The 22,659-nt window shown below is 66.3% G+C and carries 22 protein-coding genes; 8 read left to right on the top strand and 14 right to left on the bottom strand.

The annotated features are described in order from the left end of the window. Positions 1–38: 38 nt before the first annotated feature. Entirely contained in the window at positions 39–998 is a 960-nt protein-coding gene (locus C448_RS04500; RefSeq protein WP_004052125.1) for a polymer-forming cytoskeletal protein, read from the top strand. A 7-nt stretch (positions 999–1,005) separates the two neighbouring features. After that, positions 1,006–2,184, top strand: a complete 1,179-nt coding sequence (locus C448_RS04495) for a redox-regulated ATPase YchF (RefSeq protein WP_004052124.1) — start codon at positions 1,006–1,008, stop codon at positions 2,182–2,184. A gap of 93 nt (positions 2,185–2,277) precedes the next feature. Here C448_RS04495 and C448_RS04490 read toward each other — a convergent pair whose 3' ends face one another. The 5 genes from C448_RS04490 to dnaJ all read right to left on the bottom strand — a co-directional run bounded on the left by C448_RS04490 (position 2,278) and on the right by dnaJ (position 7,768). Beyond that, positions 2,278–3,129, bottom strand: coding sequence for a UbiA family prenyltransferase (locus C448_RS04490; RefSeq protein ID WP_004052123.1), 852 nt, complete (start codon positions 3,127–3,129; stop codon positions 2,278–2,280). A 103-nt stretch (positions 3,130–3,232) separates the two neighbouring features. Then, positions 3,233–4,663, bottom strand: coding sequence for a sugar porter family MFS transporter (locus C448_RS04485; RefSeq protein WP_004052122.1), 1,431 nt, complete (start codon positions 4,661–4,663; stop codon positions 3,233–3,235). Positions 4,664–4,870: 207 nt separating this feature from the next. Then, a complete protein-coding gene (locus tag C448_RS04480; protein WP_004052121.1) occupies positions 4,871–5,992 on the bottom strand; it encodes a pyridoxal phosphate-dependent aminotransferase in 1,122 nt (373 codons plus the stop codon). Between the two features lie 44 nt (positions 5,993–6,036). Next, positions 6,037–6,186: a hypothetical protein gene (locus C448_RS16250; RefSeq protein ID WP_004052120.1), complete on the bottom strand. Its 150-nt coding sequence runs from the start codon at positions 6,184–6,186 to the stop codon at positions 6,037–6,039. A gap of 388 nt (positions 6,187–6,574) precedes the next feature. After that, the gene (gene dnaJ, locus C448_RS04475) at positions 6,575–7,768 is read right to left on the bottom strand and encodes a molecular chaperone DnaJ (RefSeq protein ID WP_004052119.1); all 1,194 of its coding nucleotides are present in this window, start codon (positions 7,766–7,768) and stop codon (positions 6,575–6,577) included. Between the two features lie 104 nt (positions 7,769–7,872). On the opposite strand from dnaJ, the gene C448_RS04470 reads away from it, so the two are divergent. After that, positions 7,873–8,553 (top strand): helix-turn-helix domain-containing protein, encoded by a 681-nt coding sequence (locus tag C448_RS04470; protein ID WP_004052117.1) that lies wholly within the window; start codon positions 7,873–7,875, stop codon positions 8,551–8,553. Between the two features lie 30 nt (positions 8,554–8,583). On the opposite strand, the gene C448_RS04465 is transcribed toward C448_RS04470, so the two are convergent. Both C448_RS04465 and C448_RS04460 read right to left on the bottom strand, forming a co-directional pair. Next, on the bottom strand, positions 8,584–9,315 hold the full coding sequence (locus tag C448_RS04465) for an RNA methyltransferase (protein WP_004052116.1): 732 nt from the start codon (positions 9,313–9,315) through the stop codon (positions 8,584–8,586). Continuing rightward, the gene (locus tag C448_RS04460) at positions 9,315–9,809 is read right to left on the bottom strand and encodes a hypothetical protein (protein WP_004052115.1); all 495 of its coding nucleotides are present in this window, start codon (positions 9,807–9,809) and stop codon (positions 9,315–9,317) included. Before C448_RS04460 ends, C448_RS04465 begins: the two co-directional genes overlap by 1 nt. 81 nt (positions 9,810–9,890) lie before the next feature. Between C448_RS04460 and folP the strand changes: the two genes are divergently transcribed. Together folP and C448_RS04450 are read left to right on the top strand one after the other, a co-directional pair. Further along, positions 9,891–10,709, top strand: a complete 819-nt coding sequence (folP, locus tag C448_RS04455) for a dihydropteroate synthase (protein ID WP_004052114.1) — start codon at positions 9,891–9,893, stop codon at positions 10,707–10,709. Beyond that, a complete protein-coding gene (locus C448_RS04450; RefSeq protein WP_004052113.1) occupies positions 10,706–11,398 on the top strand; it encodes a 6-hydroxymethylpterin diphosphokinase MptE-like protein in 693 nt (230 codons plus the stop codon). Before folP ends, C448_RS04450 begins: the two co-directional genes overlap by 4 nt. On the opposite strand, the gene C448_RS04445 is transcribed toward C448_RS04450, so the two are convergent. From C448_RS04445 to C448_RS04435, 3 genes are read right to left on the bottom strand one after another with little or no spacing between them, the layout of a single operon-like run. Further along, positions 11,395–12,363 carry a quinone oxidoreductase family protein gene (locus C448_RS04445; RefSeq protein WP_004052112.1) on the bottom strand — a complete coding sequence of 323 codons (969 nt, stop codon included), beginning with the start codon at positions 12,361–12,363 and terminating at the stop codon, positions 11,395–11,397. The genes C448_RS04450 and C448_RS04445 overlap by 4 nt on opposite strands. 45 nt (positions 12,364–12,408) lie before the next feature. Then, the gene (locus C448_RS04440) at positions 12,409–13,674 is read right to left on the bottom strand and encodes an AI-2E family transporter (RefSeq protein WP_004052111.1); all 1,266 of its coding nucleotides are present in this window, start codon (positions 13,672–13,674) and stop codon (positions 12,409–12,411) included. Positions 13,675–13,721: 47 nt separating this feature from the next. Then, a complete protein-coding gene (locus C448_RS04435) occupies positions 13,722–14,795 on the bottom strand; it encodes a mechanosensitive ion channel family protein (protein WP_239640521.1) in 1,074 nt (357 codons plus the stop codon). 276 nt (positions 14,796–15,071) lie between these two features. Between C448_RS04435 and C448_RS04430 the strand changes: the two genes are divergently transcribed. Then, positions 15,072–16,481, top strand: coding sequence for an FAD-binding oxidoreductase (locus C448_RS04430; RefSeq protein WP_004052109.1), 1,410 nt, complete (start codon positions 15,072–15,074; stop codon positions 16,479–16,481). A 3-nt stretch (positions 16,482–16,484) separates the two neighbouring features. Here the strand turns inward: C448_RS04430 and C448_RS04425 are convergent, their stop codons facing one another. Next, positions 16,485–17,354, bottom strand: coding sequence for a DUF7537 family lipoprotein (locus C448_RS04425; RefSeq protein ID WP_004052108.1), 870 nt, complete (start codon positions 17,352–17,354; stop codon positions 16,485–16,487). 42 nt (positions 17,355–17,396) lie between these two features. Beyond that, positions 17,397–19,085 carry a thiamine pyrophosphate-binding protein gene (locus C448_RS04420; protein WP_049916050.1) on the bottom strand — a complete coding sequence of 563 codons (1,689 nt, stop codon included), beginning with the start codon at positions 19,083–19,085 and terminating at the stop codon, positions 17,397–17,399. A gap of 80 nt (positions 19,086–19,165) precedes the next feature. Here C448_RS04420 and msrA point away from each other — a divergent pair, with 80 nt between their 5' ends. Both msrA and C448_RS04410 read left to right on the top strand, forming a co-directional pair. Further along, entirely contained in the window at positions 19,166–19,708 is a 543-nt protein-coding gene (gene msrA / locus C448_RS04415) for a peptide-methionine (S)-S-oxide reductase MsrA (protein WP_004052106.1), read from the top strand. 56 nt (positions 19,709–19,764) lie between these two features. After that, entirely contained in the window at positions 19,765–20,802 is a 1,038-nt protein-coding gene (locus C448_RS04410) for a DNA-methyltransferase (RefSeq protein ID WP_004052105.1), read from the top strand. A gap of 33 nt (positions 20,803–20,835) precedes the next feature. Here C448_RS04410 and C448_RS04405 read toward each other — a convergent pair whose 3' ends face one another. Both C448_RS04405 and C448_RS04400 read right to left on the bottom strand, forming a co-directional pair. Then, entirely contained in the window at positions 20,836–21,843 is a 1,008-nt protein-coding gene (locus C448_RS04405) for a TIGR04024 family LLM class F420-dependent oxidoreductase (RefSeq protein WP_004052104.1), read from the bottom strand. Further along, positions 21,840–22,610, bottom strand: coding sequence for an SDR family NAD(P)-dependent oxidoreductase (locus C448_RS04400; protein WP_004052103.1), 771 nt, complete (start codon positions 22,608–22,610; stop codon positions 21,840–21,842). Before C448_RS04400 ends, C448_RS04405 begins: the two co-directional genes overlap by 4 nt. Between the last annotated feature and the right edge of the window lie 49 nt (positions 22,611–22,659).

Genomic DNA, 22,659 nt, shown 5'->3' with positions numbered 1-22,659 from the left:
GAGGCGGGATTTATTAGCGATGGCCCCGGATCGACGGTGTGTCGTTTCGCTCGGACCCGCTTTCCGAACTCGTCGTGCCAGACGGGACGACGGTCGAAGAACACGCCATCGTGACCGACGTCGACGTGATCGTCGGCACCCAGAGCACGATCTCCCTGGGCGTGCGCGGCCGGAACGTCGTCGCCGGCGAGCAGGTCTCCTTCGAGGGCGATATCGAGGCCAGCTCCGACTGCCGGCTCGACATGTGGTGTACGGTCTCGGGCAACGTCCTCGTCGGCGAGAACGCCTACATCGGCGAGCGCGCCGAGATCGACGGCCAGCTCGTCGTCGCCGGCGACCTCGACATCGGCGACGACGTCGAGATCGCGGAGGGGTTCGACGCCAACGGCTGGATCGTCATCCGCAACCCGGTGCCGACGCTCGTCTTCCTCTTTACGTATCTCACCCATCTCCTCAGACTCGGCGAGGAGGAGATGGCCGACGACGTGCTCTCGGAGGTGTTCGAGGGCCACGACGAACAGCCGGTCGTGGTTCCGAAAAACGCCACCGTCGGCGACGACGCCTGGCGCGTCTCGACGCCCGCTCGGGTCGGCGACGACTGTCGGCTCCACGGCAACCTCCGTGCCGAATCGATCGTCGTCGGCGAGGACAGCGAACTGTTCGGCAGTCTCCGTGCACGCGAATCGATCACCGTCGAGCGGGGCACTACTGTACACGGCGACGTGACGACCCGCGGTGGATCGGTCGAGATCGCCGCAGGAGCCCACGTCCGTGGCGATATCGCCTGCGAACAACTGCGCCTCCACGAGGGGGCGGTCGTCGAGGGAGCGATGCGCACCCGCGGCGAGATGACCATCGTCCAGGGGCGCGACGACCTCGCTGCCCCCGCTCCGGCCGACGGCGACGAAAGTGACGAGTCGGTCGACGAACGGGCGGAATCGACCGACGAGCGGGCCGAACTCGACGAATCGAAAGGCAGTTTCACATCGGCCGAGTAATCGAGCCATGCTCTCGCTCGCGCTTGCTGGCAAGCCGAACGCCGGCAAGTCGACGTTCTTCGCCGCGGCGACGATGGCCGACGTCGACGTCGCGGGCTATCCGTTCACGACGATCGACCCGAATCACGGGGTCTCGCACGTCCGTACCGACTGTCCATGTCTCGCACGTGACGAGCGCTGTGGCGACGACGACTGCCACGACGGCACACGCTATGTCCCGATCGAGCTGCTCGATGTCGCCGGGCTGGTGCCGGGCGCACACGAAGGACGAGGACTGGGCAACCAGTTCCTCGACGAACTCACGAGCGCCGACGTCATCCTCAACGTCGTCGACGCCTCCGGCGGGACGAACGCCGAGGGTGAACCAGTCGAGATCGGTGCCCACGATCCCGCCGAGGACGTCGACTTCGTCACCGAGGAGATCGAGCGCTGGCTTGCGGGCATCATCGCGCGCAACTGGGAATCCGTCGAGCGCCAGTCCCGATCCCCGGGGTTCGATATCGACGAATCGCTCGCGGAGATGCTCACCGGCGTCGGCGCGAGCGAGGCGGCGATCGCTGCGACGCTGCGCGAACTCGACTACCCCGCCGATCCGCGCGAGTGGACCGACGACCATCGGCGCGAACTGGCCCGCGACATCCGTGCGCGCACGAAACCGCTCGTCGTCGTGGCGAACAAAGCCGATATCGCGCCCACAGGCAACGTCGAACGGCTTCAGGAGCTCGCCGAGACGATCCCGGCGAGCGCCGAGGGCGAACTCGCGCTCCGCCGTGGCGTCGAGGGTGGGGCCATCGACTACGATCCCGGCGACCCCGACTTCTCGGTCGCTGGCGAGCTCACGGACGCCCAGCGCACGCAGCTCGACGAGTTGCGCGACCTCATGGCGACCCACGGCGGCACCGGCGTTCAGCGAGCACTCGATACGGCCGTCTACGACCTGCTCGACAATATTACTGTGTATCCCGTCCAGAACGAGACGAAGTGGACCGACGGCCAGGGCAACGTCCTACCGGACGCGTTCCTGTTGCCGAGCGGCTCGACGCCGCTCGATCTCGCCTACGCCGTCCACTCGGACATCGGTGACGGCTATCTCCACGCCGTGGACGCGCGCTCGGATCGGCGGATCGGCGACGATCACGAACTCGAAGAGGGTGACGTGGTGAAGATCGTGAGTACCGCCAACTGATGGAGTTTCGGGGCTCCATCGAGGAGCGACAGCCGAACCAACTGTTTCTCAGCGGGCACACTCCCCCCGGAACGGGAGATGCCGGCGACCGACTCACGACAGCGGACGGACGAGTACGGCGAGAAAGAGCAGCGCCAGGAACAGATACGAGCCACGCATGAGTAGTTCGGTCGCGCGCTGAGGTTCGAACCGACGGGTAGCGAGCGCGACGACGCCGAAGGCGGCAGCGGCGAGGGCGGTACTCGGCGGGAACAGTTCGAGGAACGCACCGGCGAGCACGCCCACGAGTGCGAGCCCGATGAGAGCGTGGGCGCTCCGGCGGGCCCGCTCGCGACCGAGCGCCACCGCGACGGTGCGCTTGCTGATCGAACGATCGTAGTCGTAGTCCTTCGCGTCGTCGATGACCTTGATCCCCGAGAGGAGCACGAGGAAGACCGCCGCGAAGGCGAGCAGCGGGGCCGAGATCGTCGTGGTCTGTGCGTAGTAGCCGCCGACGATCGCGAGGGCGATGCCGAGCGGATAGCCGAGCGTCGCGCCGATCGGGTTGGTGTCGAGCTGAGGTGCGTGGAGGTAGGCGATGAACCACGTCGGCAGGGTCACAATCGCTGCACCCGGCCCGACGGCGAGCCAGAGCCAGCCGGTACAGAGCGCGAAGCCCGTCGTCGAGAGTGCGAGTCCGAGGCGACAGCCCGCCAACGTCAGCGGGTGGTCGTCGTCCTCGCTACGGAGGTAGAAATCGACGTAGCCATCCTTGACGTGGGCGGTGTAGACTGCGAAGAACATCGCCAGCATGTGGACGAACGCCACCTGCGGCAGAAGCGACGGAGCGAGCACCGCGCCGAACCAGGACGCGGCGAGCGGTGGCAGCATGAACACCGGGTGGACCTGCGAGGCAAGCGCGGCGAACTCACCACCGATCCCGTCGCCGTGCCGTGCAATAGCCATGCCCACACTAGAACTGTCAATCACATAGTTGTATGGGCAGTCGTCGACCCGTCACGTCGGGCGATGTGGGCCGCTCTTACGAACGGTTGTGACCGAAGCGATCTCAGTCGTTCGTCACGGATTCCGGGCGTTCCTCGCTGTCAGAGCCAACGATGGCGCTCTCGCGGAGGTCGGCCTCGATCTCTTCGAGCGAGCGTCCCATCGTCTCGGGAACGCGCGCGTAGATGAACACGAACGCGAGGAGGCAGAACCCGCCGAGCAGCCAGAACGAGAGCCCCTCGCCGAGCCTGTTGATCAGCGGGAGGAAGGTCAGCGCGACGAGGAAGTTCGCACCCCAGTTGAACACGCTGGCGACGCCCTCGGCGGTCCCGCGGATGCGAAGCGGATAGATCTCCGAGATGAGCAGCCAGAACACCGGGCCGAGGCTGATCGCGTAGAAGGCGACGTAGCCGATCATGCTCGCGAGCGTCACGTAGCCGACGACGCCCGACAGCCCTGGCAGGACGAAGCCGAGGCCCAGTATCCCGAGCATCACAGTCATCCCGGCGGTACCGACGAGCAACAGCGGCCGCCGGCCCACACGATCGACGAGAAGGATGGCGACGACCGTCAGCAGCACGTTGACGACGCCGACGCCGACCGTCCCGACGATCGAGGCGATCTCGTTGAACCCGATGTTGTTGAGGATCGTCGGTGCGTAGTAGATGACGGTGTTGATGCCGCTGACCTGCTGGATGACCGCGAGGCCGACGCCGATGACGAGCGCCGGGCGAACCCACGGTTCGAGCAGATCCGAGAGGCCACCCTTCTCCTCAATCTCGCTGACCTCGCGGACGTTATCGATCTCATCGTCGACGTCGTCCGTGTCGCGAATGCGCGAGAGCACGCTCTTTGCCTCCTCGATCCGGTCGTGCTCGATGAGCCAGCGCGGGCTCTCGGGCAGGAAATAGGTCCCGATCGCCAGCACCGTGGCGGGCACCGCGCCGAACCACAGCATCCAGCGCCAGCCGGTGATGCCGAGGAACTCGGGGGCGAAGGCGTAGTTGACGACGTACGCCAGGAGGATGCCGATCGTGATCATCAGCTGCTGGAGGAAGCCGAGCGCGCCGCGGATGTCGGAGGGAGCGGTCTCCGAGATCAGCAGCGGGCCGACGATCGACGCGACGCCGACGGCGGTACCCTCGACGACCCGCCAGAAGACGAGCCACTCGATCGTCGGCGACAGCGCCATCCCGAACGAGCCGACGAAGAAGACGGCCGCACCCGCGAGCGTCAGCCGACGACGGCCGAATCGATCGGCCAGTTTCCCGCCGGTCGCCGCGCCGATCATCGCTCCCACGAGCACGCTGCTGGTGACGACCCCTTCCAAAAACGGCGACAGCGTGAACGTCTGGTCGATGTAGAGCAGTGCACCGGAGATGACGCCGATATCGAAGCCGAACAACAGCCCGTTGAGAGCGGCGATGGCGGCGATGACGTAGACGAAGGTGCTGTGTTCGCGCTCGGCGTTGAGCAACCGGTCGGCGATATTCATCGACAACCACCGGACATCGGCCGGACTCGATCGGGACGGTTCCGCTGTGGCTGTTCTCGATGACACACGGAGACTCTCGTTCGGTCTGTTCGATGAACCATTACACAGACATTAACACGGACGCGAGTAATATATTATGATGTAGCGTTCGGTACCGATCACGACATATTACGGGAAATTTGCCCGTCCGGCGGAGCGTTAGCGGTGTCAGCGAACCGCGTTCGCGGCGTCGCCCATGATCTCGATGGCGTCTTTGAGCTCCTCGATGCCCGTCGCGTAGGAGATGCGGGCGTACCCCTCGCCGCCGTTGCCGAAGGCCTCGCCAGGAACGACGACCACGCCGCGGTCGAGACATTCGTCGACCCAGCCCTCCGGCGCGTCGGGCATCGCGTAGAACGCACCCTCGGGCGTGGGCGTGTCGAGACCCGCGTCGGCGAGCCCGTCGAGCAGGACGTCACGGCGCTGCTCGAAGGCATCGACCATCTCGTGAACGGGATCCTGTGGGCCCGAGAGGGCGGCTGCGGCGGCGTACTGGGCGGGCGCGCTCGCGCAGGCCTGGACGTACTGGTGGACGCGGAGCATGCGGTCGGTGCGGCGCTCGCTCGCCGCGATCCAGCCGAGCCGCCAGCCGGTCATCGAGTAGGCCTTCGAGCAGGCGTTCACCACGACGACGTTGTCCGTTTCGGCGAATTTCATGGGGCTGTGGTGTTCGCCCTCGAAGACGATGTGCTCGTAGACCTCGTCCGAGATGCAGAGCACGTCGTGTTCGTCGGCGATCCGGGCGAACTCGCGCATGTCCTCTTCGCTCTGGACGGCCCCGGTGGGGTTGGCGGGGCTGTTGACGACGAACGCGGCGGTATCGTCGGTGATCGCCTCCTCGACCGCCGCGGGACTCATCGTGAGATCCTCGCGGAGTTCGATCGGAACGGGCTCGCCACCCGCGAGATGAGTGAGTGCGGCGTAGGAGACGAAGCCGGGATCGGGAACGATGACCTCCTCGCCCGAACTCACGTGGGCCTCCATCGCGAGATGGAGTGCCTCGCTCCCGCCGGCGGTGGCGATGATCTCGTCCGGATCGACATCGAGATCGTTGTCCCGAGCATGTTTGTCGCTCACCGCCTCACGGAGGTCGGGGATGCCGGCGTTCGAGGTGTAGCCGTCGGCCGCGCCGCTCTCGATGGCGTCGACGGCGGCCTGTCGTGCGTGATCGGGCGTCGGGAAGTCGGGCTGTCCGAGGCCGAGGTTGATGGCGTCGCCGCCGGCCGCCTCGAACACTTCACGGATGCCGCTGATGGCGACCGATTCGACCCGGTTCGAGAAGTCCGTCATGTCTCTACTCGCGGCCCGAAATGCGATAACTGTTCAGGTTTTCGCTACGATTCGAGATCCTCGCGCAGCGTGTCGACGTGTGATTCGAGCGTCGACAGCGCTGCATCGGGGTCCACGTAACCGTTCTCGTAATCCTCGAACACCGCGTCCGCACGGTCCAGAAACGTCTCGACGGCGGGTTCTGTCTCTGCCATGTCGATACCAGCGCTCGCCGACGGTTATACTCGGTGGCTCGCCGTGCGCCTGCCGGCTACGCGGCCGCGGTGCGGTCCTGGTGGATGAAGGGCGAGGGGCGCGAGCGAGCGAAGCGAGTGAGTAGCGACCGAAGGGAGCGCGCGCCGAGGGCTTCGGCGGAGGCGTGCTGTGCGGTTGTGGAGCAGTCGTGTCCGCGCGAGCGAAGCGAGGTTCGACCGGAGGGAGAACCTCGGAAAGCGAACGGTGAACGAAGTGAACCGTGAGCAGCGAGCGCGGTTCACCGTGAGCGAGGCCGAAGGCCGAGTGAGCGGGAGTTTTTAGTCCAGGTTTTTGCGACGAGTGGTGCGCGAGCAAAGCGAGCGCACCCGAGGAGTAAAAAAGTGGGTTCTAGAGCGAGTGTTTGAGCTTCTCGAAAAACCCTTCCTCGACCTCGATCTCCTCGCCGCCGGCCTCGGCGAACGCTTCGAGCGCGTCGCGCTGGTCCTCGTTCAGTTCGTCGGGGGTGATGACCTGCGTGCGGACGAAGAGATCGCCGGTGCCGCGGCGGCGCAGGCGGGGCATGCCCTTCCCTTCGAGGCGGAAGGTCTCGCCGCTCTGAGTGCCGGCAGGGATGTCCATTTCGACGGTGCCGTCGAGCGTGGGTACTTCGATGGTTGCGCCGAAGGTCGCCTGGGGGAAGGAGATGGCCGCGCGGTGGGCGAGATCGTTGCCTTCGCGATCGAACTCGGGGTGTTTGCGGACGCTGATCTCGATGAGCAAATCACCATTGGGCCCGCCGTTCTCGCCGGGTGCGCCCTCGCGCTCCATCCGGAGGGTCTGGCCGTCGCGGATGCCAGGGGGGACCTCGACCGAGAGGCTGGCTTCGTTGCGTACGTGGCCGTCGCCGCCGCAGGTCGAACAGTCCTCGGAGTAGAGTGTGCCGTCGCCGCCACAGCGCCGACAGGTCTGGGTCTGCTGGACGCGGCCGAGCGAGGTCTGCTGGACCTGTGTCGTCTGGCCGCGGCCGTCACACTGCGGGCAGGTTTCGGCGTCGGCGCTTTCGGGATGGCCCGATCCCTCACAGTCCGGGCAGGTCTCGGGGCGGGTGATGGTGAACTGCTTTTCTGCGCCCGCGGCGGCCTCCTCCAGTTCGATCGAGAGGTCGGTTCTGAGATCGGAGCCCTGGCGTGGGCCGCTCTGGCCACCGCCGCCGCGACCGCCACCGCCGTTGAAGAACTGCTCGAAGATGTCGCCGAGCCCGCCACCGCCCATCCCGCCGCCACCCATGCCGCCGAACGGGTCGCCGCCGGCACCGCCCATGCCGCCCATCCCGCCGCCCCGCCCCGCACCGCCGCCGTCGAACCCGCCGCGTTTTTCGGCCTGCTCGAAGCGCTCGTGACCCATTTGGTCGTAGGCCTGGCGTTTCTGGTCGTCGGTGAGCACCTCCTTTGCCTTCTTCGCCTGTTTGAACTTCTCGTCGGCGTTCGGGTCGTCGGAGACGTCGGGGTGGTACTCGGCGGCCTGCTTGCGATAGGCCTGTTTGATTTCGTCCTCGCCGGCGTCGCGCGAGACGCCGAGTACCGAGTAGAAGTCCTCACTCATTGCCCAGTATATTGGCTTCGGACACTTCAACAGAACGGGTTCGATACTCGTGCTCGATCGAGGAGGGAAATAGTTATTCCGCCGCGTAGCCCACGACTGGGTGAATGAGCACCATCGGCGAACTATCGGTCGCTGCCGAGACGTTCGCACTCGGGGAGGCCATCGAGCGCGTGCCCGAGGCGACCTTCGACGTCGAGCGGGTCGTCGCCCACGACGTCGACCGCGTCATGCCGTTCGTCTGGGCGAGCGCGTCCGATCGTGAAGCGCTCGAAGACGCCTTCGCGTCGGACCCGAGCGTCGAGAACGTCGAGCGACTCTCCGATCTCGATGGCGAGTGGCTCTACCGGATGGAGTGGATCGCCCGCGTCCAGTTCGTCGTCCACGCGCTTCTCGAAGAGCAGGCGACCGTGCTGAACGCCGAAAGCGAGCGGGGACGCTGGCAGCTCAGACTGCTCTTTCCCGACCGCGATGCGCTGTCACGGACGTACGATTTCTGCCAGGAACACGACATCGAGATCGATGTCGAGGCCATCTACGCGATGGAAAACGAACGTCACGCCCGCTTCGGCCTCACCGAGGAGCAGGCCGAGGCGCTGGATGCGGCGTTCGAGCACGGCTACTACGAGGTGCCGCGCGATCTCTCGGTCGCCGATCTCGCCGACGAGCTCGATATCTCCCATCAGGCGCTCTCGGAACGGTTCCGGCGCGCACACGGCAACCTCGTCGAAAACACGCTGGTCATCAACGACGGGGAGACCGAACCGCAAGCGACGCCGGATCTGTAGTCGGCGTCGGTTCGACTACGATCGGTCCGACTACGATTCCTCGTCTCGTGCACGGTCGATCTGCATCTCCGCCCGGCGGAACAGTCCGCGCAGCGTCGTGACCTCCCGCCCCGTCGGGTGGGCGCGCCCGAGCACGCGCCGGAGCATGCGCTCGGTTTTCGCGCGTTTTTCCTCCGGTCGGTCGATGGCAGCCAGAAACGACTGGAACTGGTCGTACAGCCCTTCGAGCGCGCGCTCGTCGGCCCGATCGTGGCGATCGGGATGGTGCATCTCGTCGAGTGTGAGCCCTCGAAGTTCGTAGAGAGCGACCGTGGCCGCCTGGCCGAGATTGAGAACTGGGTAGTCGGGGCTGGCCGGGATCGAACAGACCTCGTCGATGCGGGCGAACTCCTCGTTCGATAATCCTGTGCCCTCGCGCCCGAAGACGAGCGCGATGTCGCCCTCGACATCCGCGAGGTGCTCGGCGAGCTCGGCGGGCGTCTTGAACGGATAGCGGACGTGTCGCCCCTCGTCACGGCCGGTCATGGCGGTGAACCCCACCGTGTAGAACTCCGAGACCAGTTCGTCGAACGTGAGCACGTCGTGGTTCGGCAAGACGTCCTCGCGGGCGTGACCGGCGAACCCGTAGGCCTCGCCGTCGGGATCGAGGTCGGGCGGGTCGACGAGTTGCAAACTACCGAACCCGAAGTTCTTCATCGCCCGCGCGATCGTCCCGACGTTGCCCGGCGTCTCGGCATCGACGACGGCGACGGCGACCCCCATCAGATGTCGAGGCTGTCGAGGTCCACGCTCTGGGCCTCCTGTTCGGCATCGGCCGCCGATCCCGTGCCTGACACCGAGGGGACCGCCGTCGGGTCGGTGTCGACGTGCTCGACCGGTTCGTACTCCTCCGGTGCACGCCCGCCGTCGGCGAACCACTCGTGGAAGGCGTCCTGAAGCGCCGGCTCGCCGCGGTGGTCGGCCCCGCCCTGCTCACGAAACCAGTAGCGGAAGTCGGGTTCGTGCTCCTCGCAGAGGACGACCTCGCTCAGCGGTTCGCCGTAGACGGCTGCCGCGTCGTTGCAGGCGTCGAGCTCGCTGTCGCCGTGGATGAGCCAGCAGGCGTGACACGGGGAGTCGATGAGCTGGCGAAGCCTGACGATGCGCTCTCTGGTCGTCGGTTCCATCTCGTCGATCGGTTTGATATCACCGTCGTCGGTGAACACCGCCGACTCGTCGAACCGCCAGCCGCGCAGCGCGATATTGACCTTGCCCATACCCCGGATACGACGGTTGTGCCTAAAAGTCGCGCGTCCCTCGAACGGGTCGCTTTTGCCCACGCTCGCCAACGTTCGACCATGCAGACCGTCGAGGCCGCCGGTCTCCCGATCGGCGACGGACACCCAGCGCGGATCATGGGTGTGCTCAACGTCAGCGACCAGTCACCCTACGAGCCGAGCGTGTTCGCCGACCCCGCCGACGCCGCCGCCTACGTCGACGAGCTCATCGACGAGGGCGCGGAGATCATCGACGTGGGGCTCGAATCGGCGAACAAGCGCTTCGAGGTGCTCTCGGCCGCCGAGGAGCGCGAGCGACTCGATACGGCCATCGAGACGATCGAGCGCGTCACGGGGGAGGCGGTGTTCTCGATCGAGACTCGATATCACGAGGTCGCCGCGGCGGCGCTCGACGCGACCTTCGACATGGTGAACGACGTCTGTGGCTTCGCCGATCCCGAACTACCTCGCGTCTGCAAGGCGCACGACGCGGCGGTCGTGAAGATGGCCAGTCCGCCGGATCTCGAACGGCCCGGCGCGCTCGCGGACGTCGACGACATCTACGACGCGCTCACCGAGAACCTCACCGGCAAGACGATCATCGATCCCGCCTTCGGCGGCTGGAGCGAGGACAAAACCCTCGACGACGACCGCGAGACGTTCCGCCGGCTCGCGGCGTTCGGAGCCATCGACCGCCCGATGCTGGTCTCGATCAACCGGAAGAACTTCCTCGGCGAGATCGTCGGCCGCGAGACGGACGGCCGACTGCCCGCGAGCCTCGCCGCGACGGCGCTGGCCGTCGAGCGCGGTGCGGACGTGATCCGCACCCACGACGTCGCCGAGACCCGCGATGCGGCCCGCATCGGTGACACACTCGGCGACAGAGCTGCGCTGCGATGAACTTCACCACGTGGGAACCAGTCTACGGGGCGATTCTCGCCGACTTCGGCTTCGACCGCGCAAGCGACGAGCACGTCCGCGACCGCCTCGCCGATCTCGTCGGCCCGTTCGACCTCGATCGACTCGACGTGACGGGTGAGACGGTCGTGATCGCCGGGGCCGGCCCATCGCTCGAAACCGATCTCGATGCGGCCGACACGACGGACGGCAGCGTGTTCGCCGCCTCGACCGCCGTCGACCGTCTCCAGGAAGCCGGCATCGCCGTCGACTGCATGATCACCGATCTCGACAAGAATCCGGAGACGGTACGGGTGCTCACGGCAGCGGGCACGCCGGTCGCGGTCCACGCCCACGGCGACAACGGTCCGCTGGTCGAAGAAATCGTACCGACCCTCGATATCGAGCACGTGCTCGCTACGACCCAAGCCGCGCCAGCCGGTCCGGTGGTGAACCTCGGCGGGTTCACCGATGGGGATCGCGCGGCCTTCCTGGCCGATCACTGCGGGGCGAGTAGTTTGCAGTTCGTCGGCTGGGATTTCGACGACGAATCGGTGGCTCCGATGAAGAAACGGAAACTCGTGTGGGCCGAACGACTGCTCTACTGGCTCGAACGCCGGCGCGGCGAGCGGTTTTCGGTTCTCGACGGGCGGCGCGATGGGATCGACACGAGCGTGCTACCGGTCGATTAGGGTTCGAGAACGACCTTGCCGCTCGACTTCCGGTTCTCGATGTACTCGTGAGCATCGGCGGCCTCGGCCAGCGGGAACGTCTCGCCGACGACCACTTCGAGTTCGCCGTTCGTGAGCAGTTCGGTCAGATGCGGGACGGCATCGAGCACGCGCTCGGGGGCGCGCTGCATCGACTGGCCGAGATGGTAGCCCTGGATGGTGAAGTTGTTGAACAGCAGCGTGCTCGTGTCGGGATAGCCGGGTTCGCCGCTCGCGGCACCGTACGAAACCATCCGGCCGAAGTGGGTGAGACAGTCGAGGCTGTCAGTCGTGGTGTCGCCGCCGATCCCGTCGAGAACGAGATCGACGCCCTCGCCGTCGGTAGCGTCGTTCACCGCTTCGGCGAACTCGGTCTCGGTGTAGTTGATAGGATGGTCGAGCCCGAGGCGTTCGGCGAGATCGAGCTTCTCCTGCGTGCTCGCGGTGCCGAAGACCTCCGCGCCGGCCTCGCTCGCGAGCTGTGTCGCGGCGGTCCCGACGCCGCCCGCGGCCGCGTGAATCAGCACGCGCTCGTCCTCTTCCAACCCACCCCACTCGAACAGCGTGTTGTGGGCGGTCAGGAACTGGACGGGAAAGCCCGCTGCTTCGGGAAAGCTCATCGATTCCGGGATGTCGAACAGTCCGGCGGCGTCGGCGGTGGTGTACTCGGCGTAGCCCTCGTCGGTCATGGCGACCACGCGCTCGCCGACCTCGCGGTCGACGCCGTCGCCGACCGCATCGATGGTGCCGGCAGCTTCCATGCCCGGCACGTACGGCGGCTCCGGACCACCGACGTAGTGACCACGGCGCTGCATGATGTCCGCGAAGTTGATCCCCGCTGCCTCGACGGCGACACGGACCTCGCCGTCGCCGGGCTCCGGGACCTCGCGCTCGGTCGTCTCGATGACGTCACTGTCGCCGAATTCGGTGATTTCTACGGCTTTCATCACCGATGGTTAGGGGTCTACCCGGATAAACCATCCGGGCGTGGTTTATTCCCTATTTCCAGTCCCGTCGTCGAGCGATCGTGACGACTCGTCGTCGGCAGGCCCTGCGCCATCGGTCTCGGCGTCCGACTCGTCCGTCGGATCGACCGGTTCCGGTTCAGGGACGGAGAGCTCGTTGGACGGGTGGAGCGGGTTGCCCGCCGTCGCCCGTGCGGTGAGCGGTTCGCCACGGATGAGCTCCGGCAGGAGGATGCGGGCGAAGTGAACGAACAGCACGAGCAACAGCGGCCCGAGGAAGAGTCCGTACCAGCCGAAGAGGAGTGGACCGATGATGTAGGCGATCATCACCGAGCCGGTGTGGAGATCCCGGCCGGAGACGTAGGGTCGGAGCACGAGGTCGGGGATCGTATCGACGATGACCAGCGAAACGGCTGCGAAGACGAGCGGGAACCAGAGCAGTGCGGGGCTGACGAGAACGGCCTCGACGCCGAGCAACAGCGCGACCGGGACGTAGACGATCTTCATGCCGATGACCGGTACGAGACTGCCGACGCCGGTGAGCAGTCCCAGAAGCGTGGGCGAGGGCACGGCGACGCCGGCCGGGCTGACGGCGTTGAGCAGGTTGTACGAGATCGCCGCGAGGATCGCCGTCGAGAAGGCGTTCAGGATGTTACCGAAGTAGATCGTCTTCAGATTGCGATCGACCGCGTCGAGGTAGGCGTACATTGGCGTCCCGTCGCCGGCGAGCTGGCTGCGAAACCACGCCGCGAGCTTGTGGTCGTCGCGCAGGAGGTAGAAGGCGAGCGCCAGCACGACGAACAGGTGGATGAGCGCGTTGCCGAACGCGCCGAGATACGCGAACAGCGGCGTCGCAGCCTCGGTGATCGCGTCGATCACGCCGCCGCTCAGGAACTGCTGTGGGTTCTCGATCGCCGAGCTGATGACGGCCTGTGGCTCGGTGCCGACGCCAGCGTTCTCGACGTACGGTTCGAGTGCGTCGAGCACGGGTTGGAGGTTCGCACTCTCGGCGATATCGGCGAGCTGAAACGTCCCGACGTAGAGCGTGTAGCCGATGAGCACGATCACCGGCAGCGCGACCGTCGACAGCGAGACCGCCGCCGCGAGGCTCGACGTCGGGATGTGATCGGCGAGCCGACGGTGGATCGGGCGCGTGATGTAGTAGACGAACAGTCCGAGAACGAACGTCCCGATATATCGCCAGATGATGAACGAGAGCGCGAGCGAGAAGACGACCGCCAGGAGCCAGACCGGGATCCGCGAGCGGTCGTAGTCGCCGAGCAGGCTAGCCATGCCGCGAACAGAGCCGGAACGGGTAAAAAGTCGTTGTGCGAACGGGTTCAGACGTCGGGGTCGCCCGTGCCACTCGGCCCGGAACCGCCCCGCGTGTCGTCGTCGAACGTGTCCCGGTCGTCGGTACCGCGAGTTCCGGTAGTCCCACCCTCCTCAGTGAGATCGTCGGCACTACTGCGCGCGCTCGACAGCCAATCGTCGATGTTCTCGGCGACGTAGTCCTTGCTGCCCCAGCCGAGACCGATACCGATGGCGAGGGCGAGAGCGACCGCGAGCGCGCCGAAGAAGGCGGTCACGAACGAGGTGAACAGCGTCGTGAGCACAGTCGCATCGAAACCCATCGTGTCGAGCGCGATGGTGATGGCGAGGTAGTAGACGAACAGTTTCACCCCGAGGCCGACGAGATCCGTCAGCCGGCTCCCGTCGGTGCTGGCGACGACGTCCTCGACGAACTCCGCGGCGAGTGCGCCGACGATGAGGACGGCCACCCCGCCGATGAGCGCCGGAACGAACCCGGCGAAGTCGTTCAACAGCCGCGACAGCGCCGGGATCTGCAGGATACCCGCCGCGGTGAGCAGCGTGAGGAAGTAGATGTAGTACTCGACGAGCGTGCCGACGATGCCGCCGATGCCGCCGGCCGACCGCGTAACCCGTTCGAGCGGCGTGTCGTGGAAGTAGCTCCCGAGGTTGAACCCGCCGACGACGTCCGCGATGATGCCGCCAACGATCCGTCCAACGACGAACCCGATGACGAGAACGACGACCGCTGAGAGGATGACCGGCAGAAACGTGCCGATGTCCGAGAGCAACTGCGAGAGGATCGCGATGCCGAGGATGTCCGATGCGGCGAGTGCGGCGTAGAAATAGACGATGTATTTGACGAGCTTTCCGAGCGCGCCCGCGATACCGCCGTCGCCGCGATCGTCCTGTTCGAGCGGCGTCCCCTGTGTATACTCCGAGAGGCCGATCCCCTCGACGACGCGGGTGACGACGGCACCGAGGAGCCGACCGACTATCCAGCCGACGAGCAGGACGACGATGGCGCTGAGAAGCACCGGCAGGAACGCGATGATGCCCGCGACAGTCTCCTGGAGGAACTGTGGGACCTGTAGCTGTAGCACTGTGCTTTCGAGCGTGTATGCATGGTTCATGGTTCGTAGCGGCCGATCGTACGGGAGCGTTCCGCATCCGTGATCGACCGTACTATCGATATATGTTGAAAGGTAATAAAATATACCATGATTTTTCAGCCAGAACACAGATGAGATAATAGGATAATTTATGTGTTGCGGATCACGTTCCTCTGACAGCCAGCCGAAACGACGGGCGTGGTCGGGAATCATCGGTGCATCCCACTCGGAGCGGAGTTTTATCCCTGCCACCCGTGAAGCCAACACATGGCGTACGACTGTTCGTTCCTCACCGACCACCTCGCGGACGGGCAGATGTCGTTCGGCGACGACGACCGCGACGGCCACGCGGGTGACTGGGGAACCCCCGACGACGAGCGCGTGCGACCCGACGCGGTCTGTTGGCCCGAATCCCCAGAGGAGGTGAGCGCGGTGCTCGCCGCGGCCAACGAACGCGAGGTGCCGGTGACGCCGTACGCGGCGGGCACGGGGTTGGAGGGGAACGCACTGCCGGCCTTCGAGGGCATCAGCATGGACTGCACCCGGATGGATCGAGTGCTCGAAATCCGGCCGGAGGACTTCCAGATCGCCGTCGAGCCTGGCGTGCTCGGATCGGCGGTGAACGAGGCCGTCGCCGACGAGGAACTGTTCTTGCCCCCGTTGCCGCAGTCGGGCGACATCTCGACCGTGGGCGGGATGGTCGCGAACGATGCCAGCGGCGCGAAGACGGTCAAATACGGCGAGGTGAGCGACTGGGTGCTCGGTCTCGAAGCCGTCCTGGCCGACGGCACGGTGATCGAGACCGGTGGTCAGGCGGTCAAGACTTCGAGCGGCTACAACCTGACCGATCTCCTGATCGGCAGCGAGGGGACGCTCGCGGTCGTCACGCGCGTAACGTTCGAACTCGCCCGCCGACCGAAACAGATCCGTGGCGGGCGGGCGACCTTTGACGATCTCGACGCGGCCGCTGCGGCGATCGCCGCGACGATGCAGGCCGGCGTCGACGTGGCGACGATCGAGCTCATCGACCCGCTGAGCACGAAGATCGCCAACGCCTACTCCGGAACCGACCTCCCGAACGTTCCGACCGTCTTCCTCGAATTCCACGCGAACCACCACGTCGAGGCCGAGATCGAGGCGTGCCGCGAAATTTTCGCAGAGCACGACGCCGACCGCTTCGAGATGGCCGCCGGCGACGAGATGGACGAGCTGTGGGACGCCAGACGGAACCTCGCGAACGCCATGATCGCTTACGATCCGCCGCGTCGCCCGGCCAAACCCGGTGATGTTACTGTTCCGATCAGCCACTTCCCCGAGATCGTCCGCTACGCGAAGGCGCGCGGCGACGAGCACGGCCTCGACGTGACGACGTTCGGCCACGCCGGCGACGGCAACGTCCACTACAACGTGCTGGTCGATCCGAACGACGAGGACGAACTCGCAGCCGGCCGCGAGATCTCCGATGCCGTCGTCCAGCGGACCATCGAACTCGGTGGCACCGCGACCGGCGAGCACGGCGTCGGCCGGGGCAAGCGCGAGTACATGGTCGCTGAACACGGCGAGGGTAGCGTCGAGACGATGCGCGCGATCAAGCGGGCGCTCGATCCGAAGGACACGCTGAACCCCGGCAAGATCTTTCCCGAAACCGCCGAGGGCGAGCGTCTGCGGATCGATTGAATCTCAACCAGCAGTCGTCGTAACGGTCGAAACGTTTGCGATGGCTTCGCCGTACCACGGCGGGCGTTCGACGGTGGTGTTTCCGAAGTCCGTGTAGCGCACGTGTCGGCGAACGTCGACGGGAGTGCCATCGAGCGACGCCGTGTAATCGAGTCGATACTCGTGGACGAGCCCGCGCGAATCGACGAATGCGACGAGCGAGAGGTCCCGTGGGTCAGTCCATTGGACCTCGAAGGCGGCCGGGTTCATCACGTTCGTCGACTCGACGCGATGGATCGTCGTTCCGTTTCGCGTCTCGGTCCCGGTCACGCGGGTCTCGACCGAGCCGAGATAGGCGTACAGCTGTTGGCGCTTCGTCGGATCGATCGAGAGTGCCTCCCGGGGTGGCACCGACTCGCCTTCGACGTTCCGCGGGGATTCGTACGACGTACTGTCGTTCGCCGTGTCGGCCACGAGAACGCGCTCGCCGTTCGACCAGATCGCCCTGACGAATGCGCCGTCACCGAAGAGCAGCCCGGAGGCGTTTTGCCGGACGTAGTACCGATTGCTGTTGGCCGCGAGTCGGGCATCGGTCGTCCCCCGATTGTAGGCGGTCCCGTTCGCGTATTCGACGGAGAAATTCCCGTTCAGGGTGTAGGAGGCGTTGCCGAGAACAGACGCGTGGGCTTCACCGAGCGCGAACGCGTCGGTCACACCTCTCTCGGTGAGGCCCGGCGCGAGCCGTGGCACGGGCGTCGGCGTGGGCTCGTCGGTGGGGACGGCCGCGGGCGTCACCGTCCGGGCCGGGGTTTCGTCACCGCCGAGCGCGATCCCGTTGCAGCCGGCGAGGACGACCGCCGCTGCGCACAGCACGACGAGAATCGCCTTCCGCATTGTTAACGATGGTACGACGCCCGGCAAATGCTTTCCGTCGGGTCAGTCGTGGACCAGCACGTCGAGCACGTCCGGACCGTCCCTGTCGAGTGCTTCCTCAACGGCAGGGGCGATCTCTTCGGGCGATTCGACGAGCTGACCGCGCGCACCGTGGCTCTCGACGTTCGTCGGGATATCGACGGGCGGATCGAACTCCATGTCCTGCCAGTCGTACTCGTCTTCCTCGCCACCCATCACGTCGAGCGTGTTGTCCTTCAGGATCCGATAATTTCTGTTGTCGGGAATGACAACTGTGAGATCGAGGTCGTATCGTGCGGCGGTGTAGAGCGAGTGCGGGTAGTAGAGATACGAGCCATCGCCGACGAACCCCACGACGTCTCGTGGACTCTCGCGCTGACTCTCGGCGAGCGCCGCGCCAACCGATGCGGGAAGTCCGTAGCCAAGTCCGCCGCCCTTGTTCGAGATGTACTGCTCGGGCTGGAGCGGCCAGCGCGTCAGCATCGCGTATTTCGCGGTGATTCCCTCATCGACGATGTAGGCGTCCGGTGCGGCCGCTTCGAGCGCATCGACGAGTTCGGCTTTCGAGGCGCGCGGGTCGTCCTCGTCGCCCTCGCCCATCGTGGCCAGCTGCCCCTCGACCATCTCTTTCACCGAGCGCACCGTATCGAGCCGTTCTTCCTTCTGTTCGTCGTCGAGGCGTTCGCGAAGTCGGGTGGCGAGTTCGTCCATCACGTCACCGGGGTCGCCGACGACGGCCGCGTCGGCGGGCTGGTTCTTTCCGATCTCGTGGATCGCGTCACTCAGATGGATACAGGTCGTGTCGCTGGCGACGAGGTCGCCCTCGTGGCGCGTCAGCGTCGTGTTGGTCGAACAGCCGGCGAAAACCACGGTGTCGGCGCTCAACAGCGTCCGGGCGAGCTCCTCGTCCGGCGGGATCGGCGAGACCCACTGCTCGTGATCCATCGGGAAGTCGACCTCCGAGAGGAGGATCTCGCCGTGGACGCGCGCGCCGCTCGTCTCGGCCAGATCGACGGCCGCCGCGACCGCGTCCGCGCCCGCCCGAGCCACGTGGTCGCCGACGACCAGCACCGGCGCATCGGCTTCGATCAGAAGATCGACCGCACGTTCGATGCTCGCTGCGTCGCCGCCCCCCGCCGTGGGAATCGGTCCGAGTCGCTCGGGGCTGGCGTCGGTTTCGGCGAGCATCGTGTCCAACGGGAGTCCCAGAAAGACGGGTCCCGTCGGCGGCGTGAGCGCCGTCCGCACCGCCCGGCGGACCATCGTCGGAATCGCCTCGACATCGAGGATCTCCTGACTGTCCTTACAGAACTGTCGGGTCATCCTGAGGAGATCGCCCGAAAGGATCGGTTCCTCGTGGCGGAAGTCCAAACTGTGGTTGCCGGCCGTCACCAGCAGCGGCGCACCGGCGACCTTTGCGGCGTAGAGATTGCCGAGACCGTGGGCGAGCCCCGGCGCGAGATGGAGGTTCGCCACGCCGAGCGGGCTGATCGAGTCGTCGTGGTGGGCATGATACCGGCGCGTCTGGGCGTAGCCACCGGCCATCCCGACCGCGATGTCCTCGTGGAGCCCCAGCACGTACTCGATCTCGCTGTCGGCGAGGGCGTGGACGACCGGGAGCTCGGTCGTTCCGGGATTGCCGAAGACGTGCGTGACACCGTAGTCGGCGAGCGCGTCGACGAACAGCTCCGCGCCGGTGTAGTCACTCATCATCGATCCATCGTGGCCCGTGGTGAAATACCTCACCCCGACCGGGCCGATGGGTTTTCCCCCGAGCACGCCCAATCGAGCGTATGGCAACCGAAACCGAACGCGCGACGCTCGCCGGCGGCTGCTTCTGGTGTATCGAGGCCCCCGTCGAGGAGCTCGACGGCGTGCTCGACGTGACCTCGGGCTACGCGGGCGGTCACACCGAGAACCCGACCTACCGTGAGGTCTGTTCGGGCACCACCGGCCACGCGGAGGTCGTCCAGATCGAATACGACCCCGAGCACATCGCCTACGAGGACCTCCTGGACGTGTTCTTCACCGTCCACGATCCGACCCAGCTGAACCGACAGGGCCCCGACGTCGGCAGCCAGTACCGCTCGGCGATCTTCACCCACGGCGACGACCAACAGGAGAAGGCCGCGGCCTACGTCGACGCGCTCGACGCGGAGGGTGGTTACGATGACGACGTCGTCACCGAGGTCGAACCGCTCGACACGTTCTACGAGGCCAGCGAGGAGCACCAGAATTACTACGAGAAAAACCCCGACGACGCCTACTGCTCCATCCACGCACAGCCGAAGATCGAGAAGGTGCGGGAGAAGTTCGCCGAGAAGCTCGCGGCCTGATACTTTAGATTCGATCTCCGCGGACGTTTTCACCGACGGCGTGGTGGCTATCGCCAATGGAGACCAGCCATCGCGTCGTCGTCGGCGATTCACGGCAGCTCGACGGGGTCGCCGACGACAGCGTCGAACTCGTCGTCACCTCGCCGCCGTATCCGATGATCGAGATGTGGGACGACTTGTTCGCCGAACTCGACCCCGACATCGGCGATCGGCTCGACACCGGCGACGGGCGCGGGGCGTTCGAGCTGATGCACGATCAGCTCGGCGCGGTCTGGGACGAACTCGCGCGCGTGCTCGTCGACGGTGGCATCGCCTGCGTCAACGTCGGCGACGCGACGCGGAAGATCGATGGGAGCTTTCGCGTCTGGGGAAACCACTCCCGGATTATCGACGCGTTCGAAGCGCGCGGGTTCGAGCCCCTCCCCGAGATCCTCTGGCGGAAGCCGACCAACTCGGGCGCGAAGTTCATGGGCAGCGGCATGGTTCCGCCGAACGCCTACGTCACGCTCGAACACGAGTACATTCTGGTCTTTCGCAACGGCGGGACGCGGCAGTTCGAGCCGAACGCGGAGCGACGCTACGAGTCGGCCTACTTCTGGGAGGAGCGAAATCGCTGGTTTTCGGACCTCTGGACGGACGTCACCGGCGAGCATCAAACGCTCGACGGCGACGACCGCCGGGATCGATCGGCGGCCTACCCGTTCACGATCCCGTATCGACTCGTCAACATGTATAGCGTCGTCGGAGAGACGGTTCTCGATCCGTTCTGGGGGACGGGCACGACGAGCCTCGCCGCGATGGCCGCCGCGCGCGACTCGATCGGTTCCGAGCGCGCGGCGGCGTTCGCGGAGGCGTTCGACGAGCGCGTCGACGACGCCCCCGCGCTCTCACGGACCATCGCGAGAACGCGCCTCGACGATCACCGCGCGTTCGTCGACGGACACGGTGTCGACGATTTCGCCTACGAGGCCGACCACTACGATTTCCCCGTCACGACGAAACAGGAACGCTCGTTGCGGTTCCACGCGATCGAGGACGTGACCGCGACCGACGACGGCTACCGGATCGTCCACGAACCGATCGACACCGACTGACTGCTCCATGGAGGACAGCCTGAGTTGGACTGTTCAGGGAGCGAGTGCTGCGGTCGTCGCCTCGATCTCGTCGAGCGTCGCGTCGCGCGGGAACGACACCGAGACGCGATCGACGCCATCGATGGCGGCGAACCGTCCGAAACGTTCGCGAGCTTCTTCGGGCGTGCCGGCGACCGCGATCGCGTCCAGGAGCTCGTCGTCGACGGCCGCCATCGCCGCCTCGCGATCGCCGGTCTGCCAGTGTTCGTAGATCGTCTCGGCGGTGTCCTCGTGGCCGATCCGTGCGAGGCTGTCCCGGTAGAACGTTCCCATCCCACCGACGTAGAAGGCGAGATGCTGGCGGACGGACTCGCGGGCGCGCTCGCCGTCGTCGAGCGCCGCACAGGTCAGCGAGAGCGTCACGCGCACGTCGTCGGGGTCGCGGTCCGCGAGCGCCGCCCCACGCTGGAGGTCGTCGAGACGCTCGCGAATCCCCTCGCGGGTGAGCATGAGCGCGTGCCAGCCGTCGGCGAAGCGCCCGGCGAGCTCCACGCTCTTCGGACCCATCCCGGCCGCGTCGACCGCCGGCGCGGGCTCCGGTGGCTCGCAGCGCAGCCGGAAGCCCGAGAGATCGAAGTAGTCGCCGTCGTAGTCGACCTCTTCGCCCGTGAGCACCTCCTTGACGATCTCGACGGTCTCGCGCGTCCGGCGGAGCGGATTTCCGTAGTCGACGCCGTGCCAGTTCTCGACGACGATCGGTCCCGACGGGCCGAGACCCAGCCGAAAGCGCCCGTCCGAGACCTCCTGGAGCGTGGCGGCGGTCTGGCCGAGCAGCGCGGGCGAGCGCGAGTAGATGGGGACGATCGACGTGCCGATGCCGATCTCGTCGGTCCGGTGGGCGATCGAGGTAAGCACCGTCACTGCGTCGCGACCCCACGTCTCGGGCAGCCAGACCCGATCGTAGCCGAGTTCCTCGGCGCGTTCGGCCTGCTCGCAGAGCGCGTCGATGCTCGGCTGTGCACCCACCGGGAGGAACACGTCGCGATCGGCGGCGTCGCTCATTCTGGCGATTCCATGATGTCCGGCACGCCCCGTGCGGTGATCGTCTCGCCGGTGAGATACGACGCGGCGGGGCTCGCGAGGAACTGAGCGACGTCGGCGATCTCCTCACTCGTGCCGATCTTGCGATCTACCTCTTCCCGATCGATCTCGTCGGCGGTGACGCCCATCTGGCTCGCCACGCCCGGGGTGGCGACGAACCCCGGCGCGATGCAGTTGACCCGCACCCCGTCGTCGGCCCACTCGTAGGCGAGCGTCGAGGTGAGGTTCGCGACGCCCGCCTTGGCGGCGGCGTAGTGGCTCATGAAGGGTGCACCCTCCTGGCCGGCGACGCTCGCGAAGTTGATGATCGTCCCTCCGTCGCCCTCGCGCATCACCTCGCCAGCGGCCTGTGTGCAGTGGTAGGTCCCGTGGAGGTTGATGTCGACGATCGTCTTCCAGCCGTTCTCGGAGATCCCCTCGAAGTTCGCCATGAAGCTCGCGCCCGCGTTGTTGACGAGTGTGTCGAGTCCGTCGAACTCCGCGACGGTGGCCTCGACGAGCGCCTCGACGGACTCGCGGTCGCGCACGTCACACTCGACGGCGAGCGCCGATCCCCCGGATTCTTCGATCCCCTCGGCCACGGGATCGACGTTCTCCTGCTCGCGCGAGCAGATCACGACATCAGCCCCATCGGCCGCGAAGCGCTCGGCGATCGCGCGCCCGATACCGCTCGACGCGCCCGTCACGAGCGCCGTGTCGCCGTCGACGCTGAACTGCTCGGTCGTCATCGCCGCCTCCGCGTGGTGGTTCCCATCACATCGATCGTTACCGATGGCA

The sequence above is a fragment of the Halococcus morrhuae DSM 1307 genome, from assembly GCF_000336695.1.
Taxonomy (GTDB): domain Archaea; phylum Halobacteriota; class Halobacteria; order Halobacteriales; family Halococcaceae; genus Halococcus; species Halococcus morrhuae.
This window is presented reverse-complemented; position numbering and strand designations above follow the sequence as displayed.

Bases quoted from the DNA above. Each gene is read 5' to 3' on its own strand.
- C448_RS04450 (WP_004052113.1), top strand. From the start codon at position 10,706: ATGAACTTCACCACGTGGGAACCAGTCTACGGGGCGATTCTCGCCGAC.
- C448_RS04420 (WP_049916050.1), bottom strand. From the start codon at position 19,085: ATGATGAGTGACTACACCGGCGCGGAGCTGTTCGTCGACGCGCTCGCC.
- C448_RS04430 (WP_004052109.1), top strand. From the start codon at position 15,072: ATGGCGTACGACTGTTCGTTCCTCACCGACCACCTCGCGGACGGGCAG.
- C448_RS04480 (WP_004052121.1), bottom strand. From the start codon at position 5,992: ATGACGGACTTCTCGAACCGGGTCGAATCGGTCGCCATCAGCGGCATC.
- C448_RS04470 (WP_004052117.1), top strand. From the start codon at position 7,873: ATGAGCACCATCGGCGAACTATCGGTCGCTGCCGAGACGTTCGCACTC.
- msrA (WP_004052106.1), top strand. From the start codon at position 19,166: ATGGCAACCGAAACCGAACGCGCGACGCTCGCCGGCGGCTGCTTCTGG.
- C448_RS04425 (WP_004052108.1), bottom strand. From the start codon at position 17,354: ATGCGGAAGGCGATTCTCGTCGTGCTGTGCGCAGCGGCGGTCGTCCTC.
- C448_RS04490 (WP_004052123.1), bottom strand. From the start codon at position 3,129: ATGGCTATTGCACGGCACGGCGACGGGATCGGTGGTGAGTTCGCCGCG.
- C448_RS04440 (WP_004052111.1), bottom strand. From the start codon at position 13,674: ATGGCTAGCCTGCTCGGCGACTACGACCGCTCGCGGATCCCGGTCTGG.
- dnaJ (WP_004052119.1), bottom strand. From the start codon at position 7,768: ATGAGTGAGGACTTCTACTCGGTACTCGGCGTCTCGCGCGACGCCGGC.
- C448_RS04465 (WP_004052116.1), bottom strand. From the start codon at position 9,315: ATGGGGGTCGCCGTCGCCGTCGTCGATGCCGAGACGCCGGGCAACGTC.
- C448_RS04405 (WP_004052104.1), bottom strand. From the start codon at position 21,843: ATGAGCGACGCCGCCGATCGCGACGTGTTCCTCCCGGTGGGTGCACAG.
- C448_RS04495 (WP_004052124.1), top strand. From the start codon at position 1,006: ATGCTCTCGCTCGCGCTTGCTGGCAAGCCGAACGCCGGCAAGTCGACG.
- C448_RS04460 (WP_004052115.1), bottom strand. From the start codon at position 9,809: ATGGGCAAGGTCAATATCGCGCTGCGCGGCTGGCGGTTCGACGAGTCG.
- folP (WP_004052114.1), top strand. From the start codon at position 9,891: ATGCAGACCGTCGAGGCCGCCGGTCTCCCGATCGGCGACGGACACCCA.
- C448_RS04410 (WP_004052105.1), top strand. From the start codon at position 19,765: ATGGAGACCAGCCATCGCGTCGTCGTCGGCGATTCACGGCAGCTCGAC.
- C448_RS04400 (WP_004052103.1), bottom strand. From the start codon at position 22,610: ATGACGACCGAGCAGTTCAGCGTCGACGGCGACACGGCGCTCGTGACG.
- C448_RS04485 (WP_004052122.1), bottom strand. From the start codon at position 4,663: ATGAATATCGCCGACCGGTTGCTCAACGCCGAGCGCGAACACAGCACC.
- C448_RS16250 (WP_004052120.1), bottom strand. From the start codon at position 6,186: ATGGCAGAGACAGAACCCGCCGTCGAGACGTTTCTGGACCGTGCGGAC.
- C448_RS04445 (WP_004052112.1), bottom strand. From the start codon at position 12,363: ATGAAAGCCGTAGAAATCACCGAATTCGGCGACAGTGACGTCATCGAG.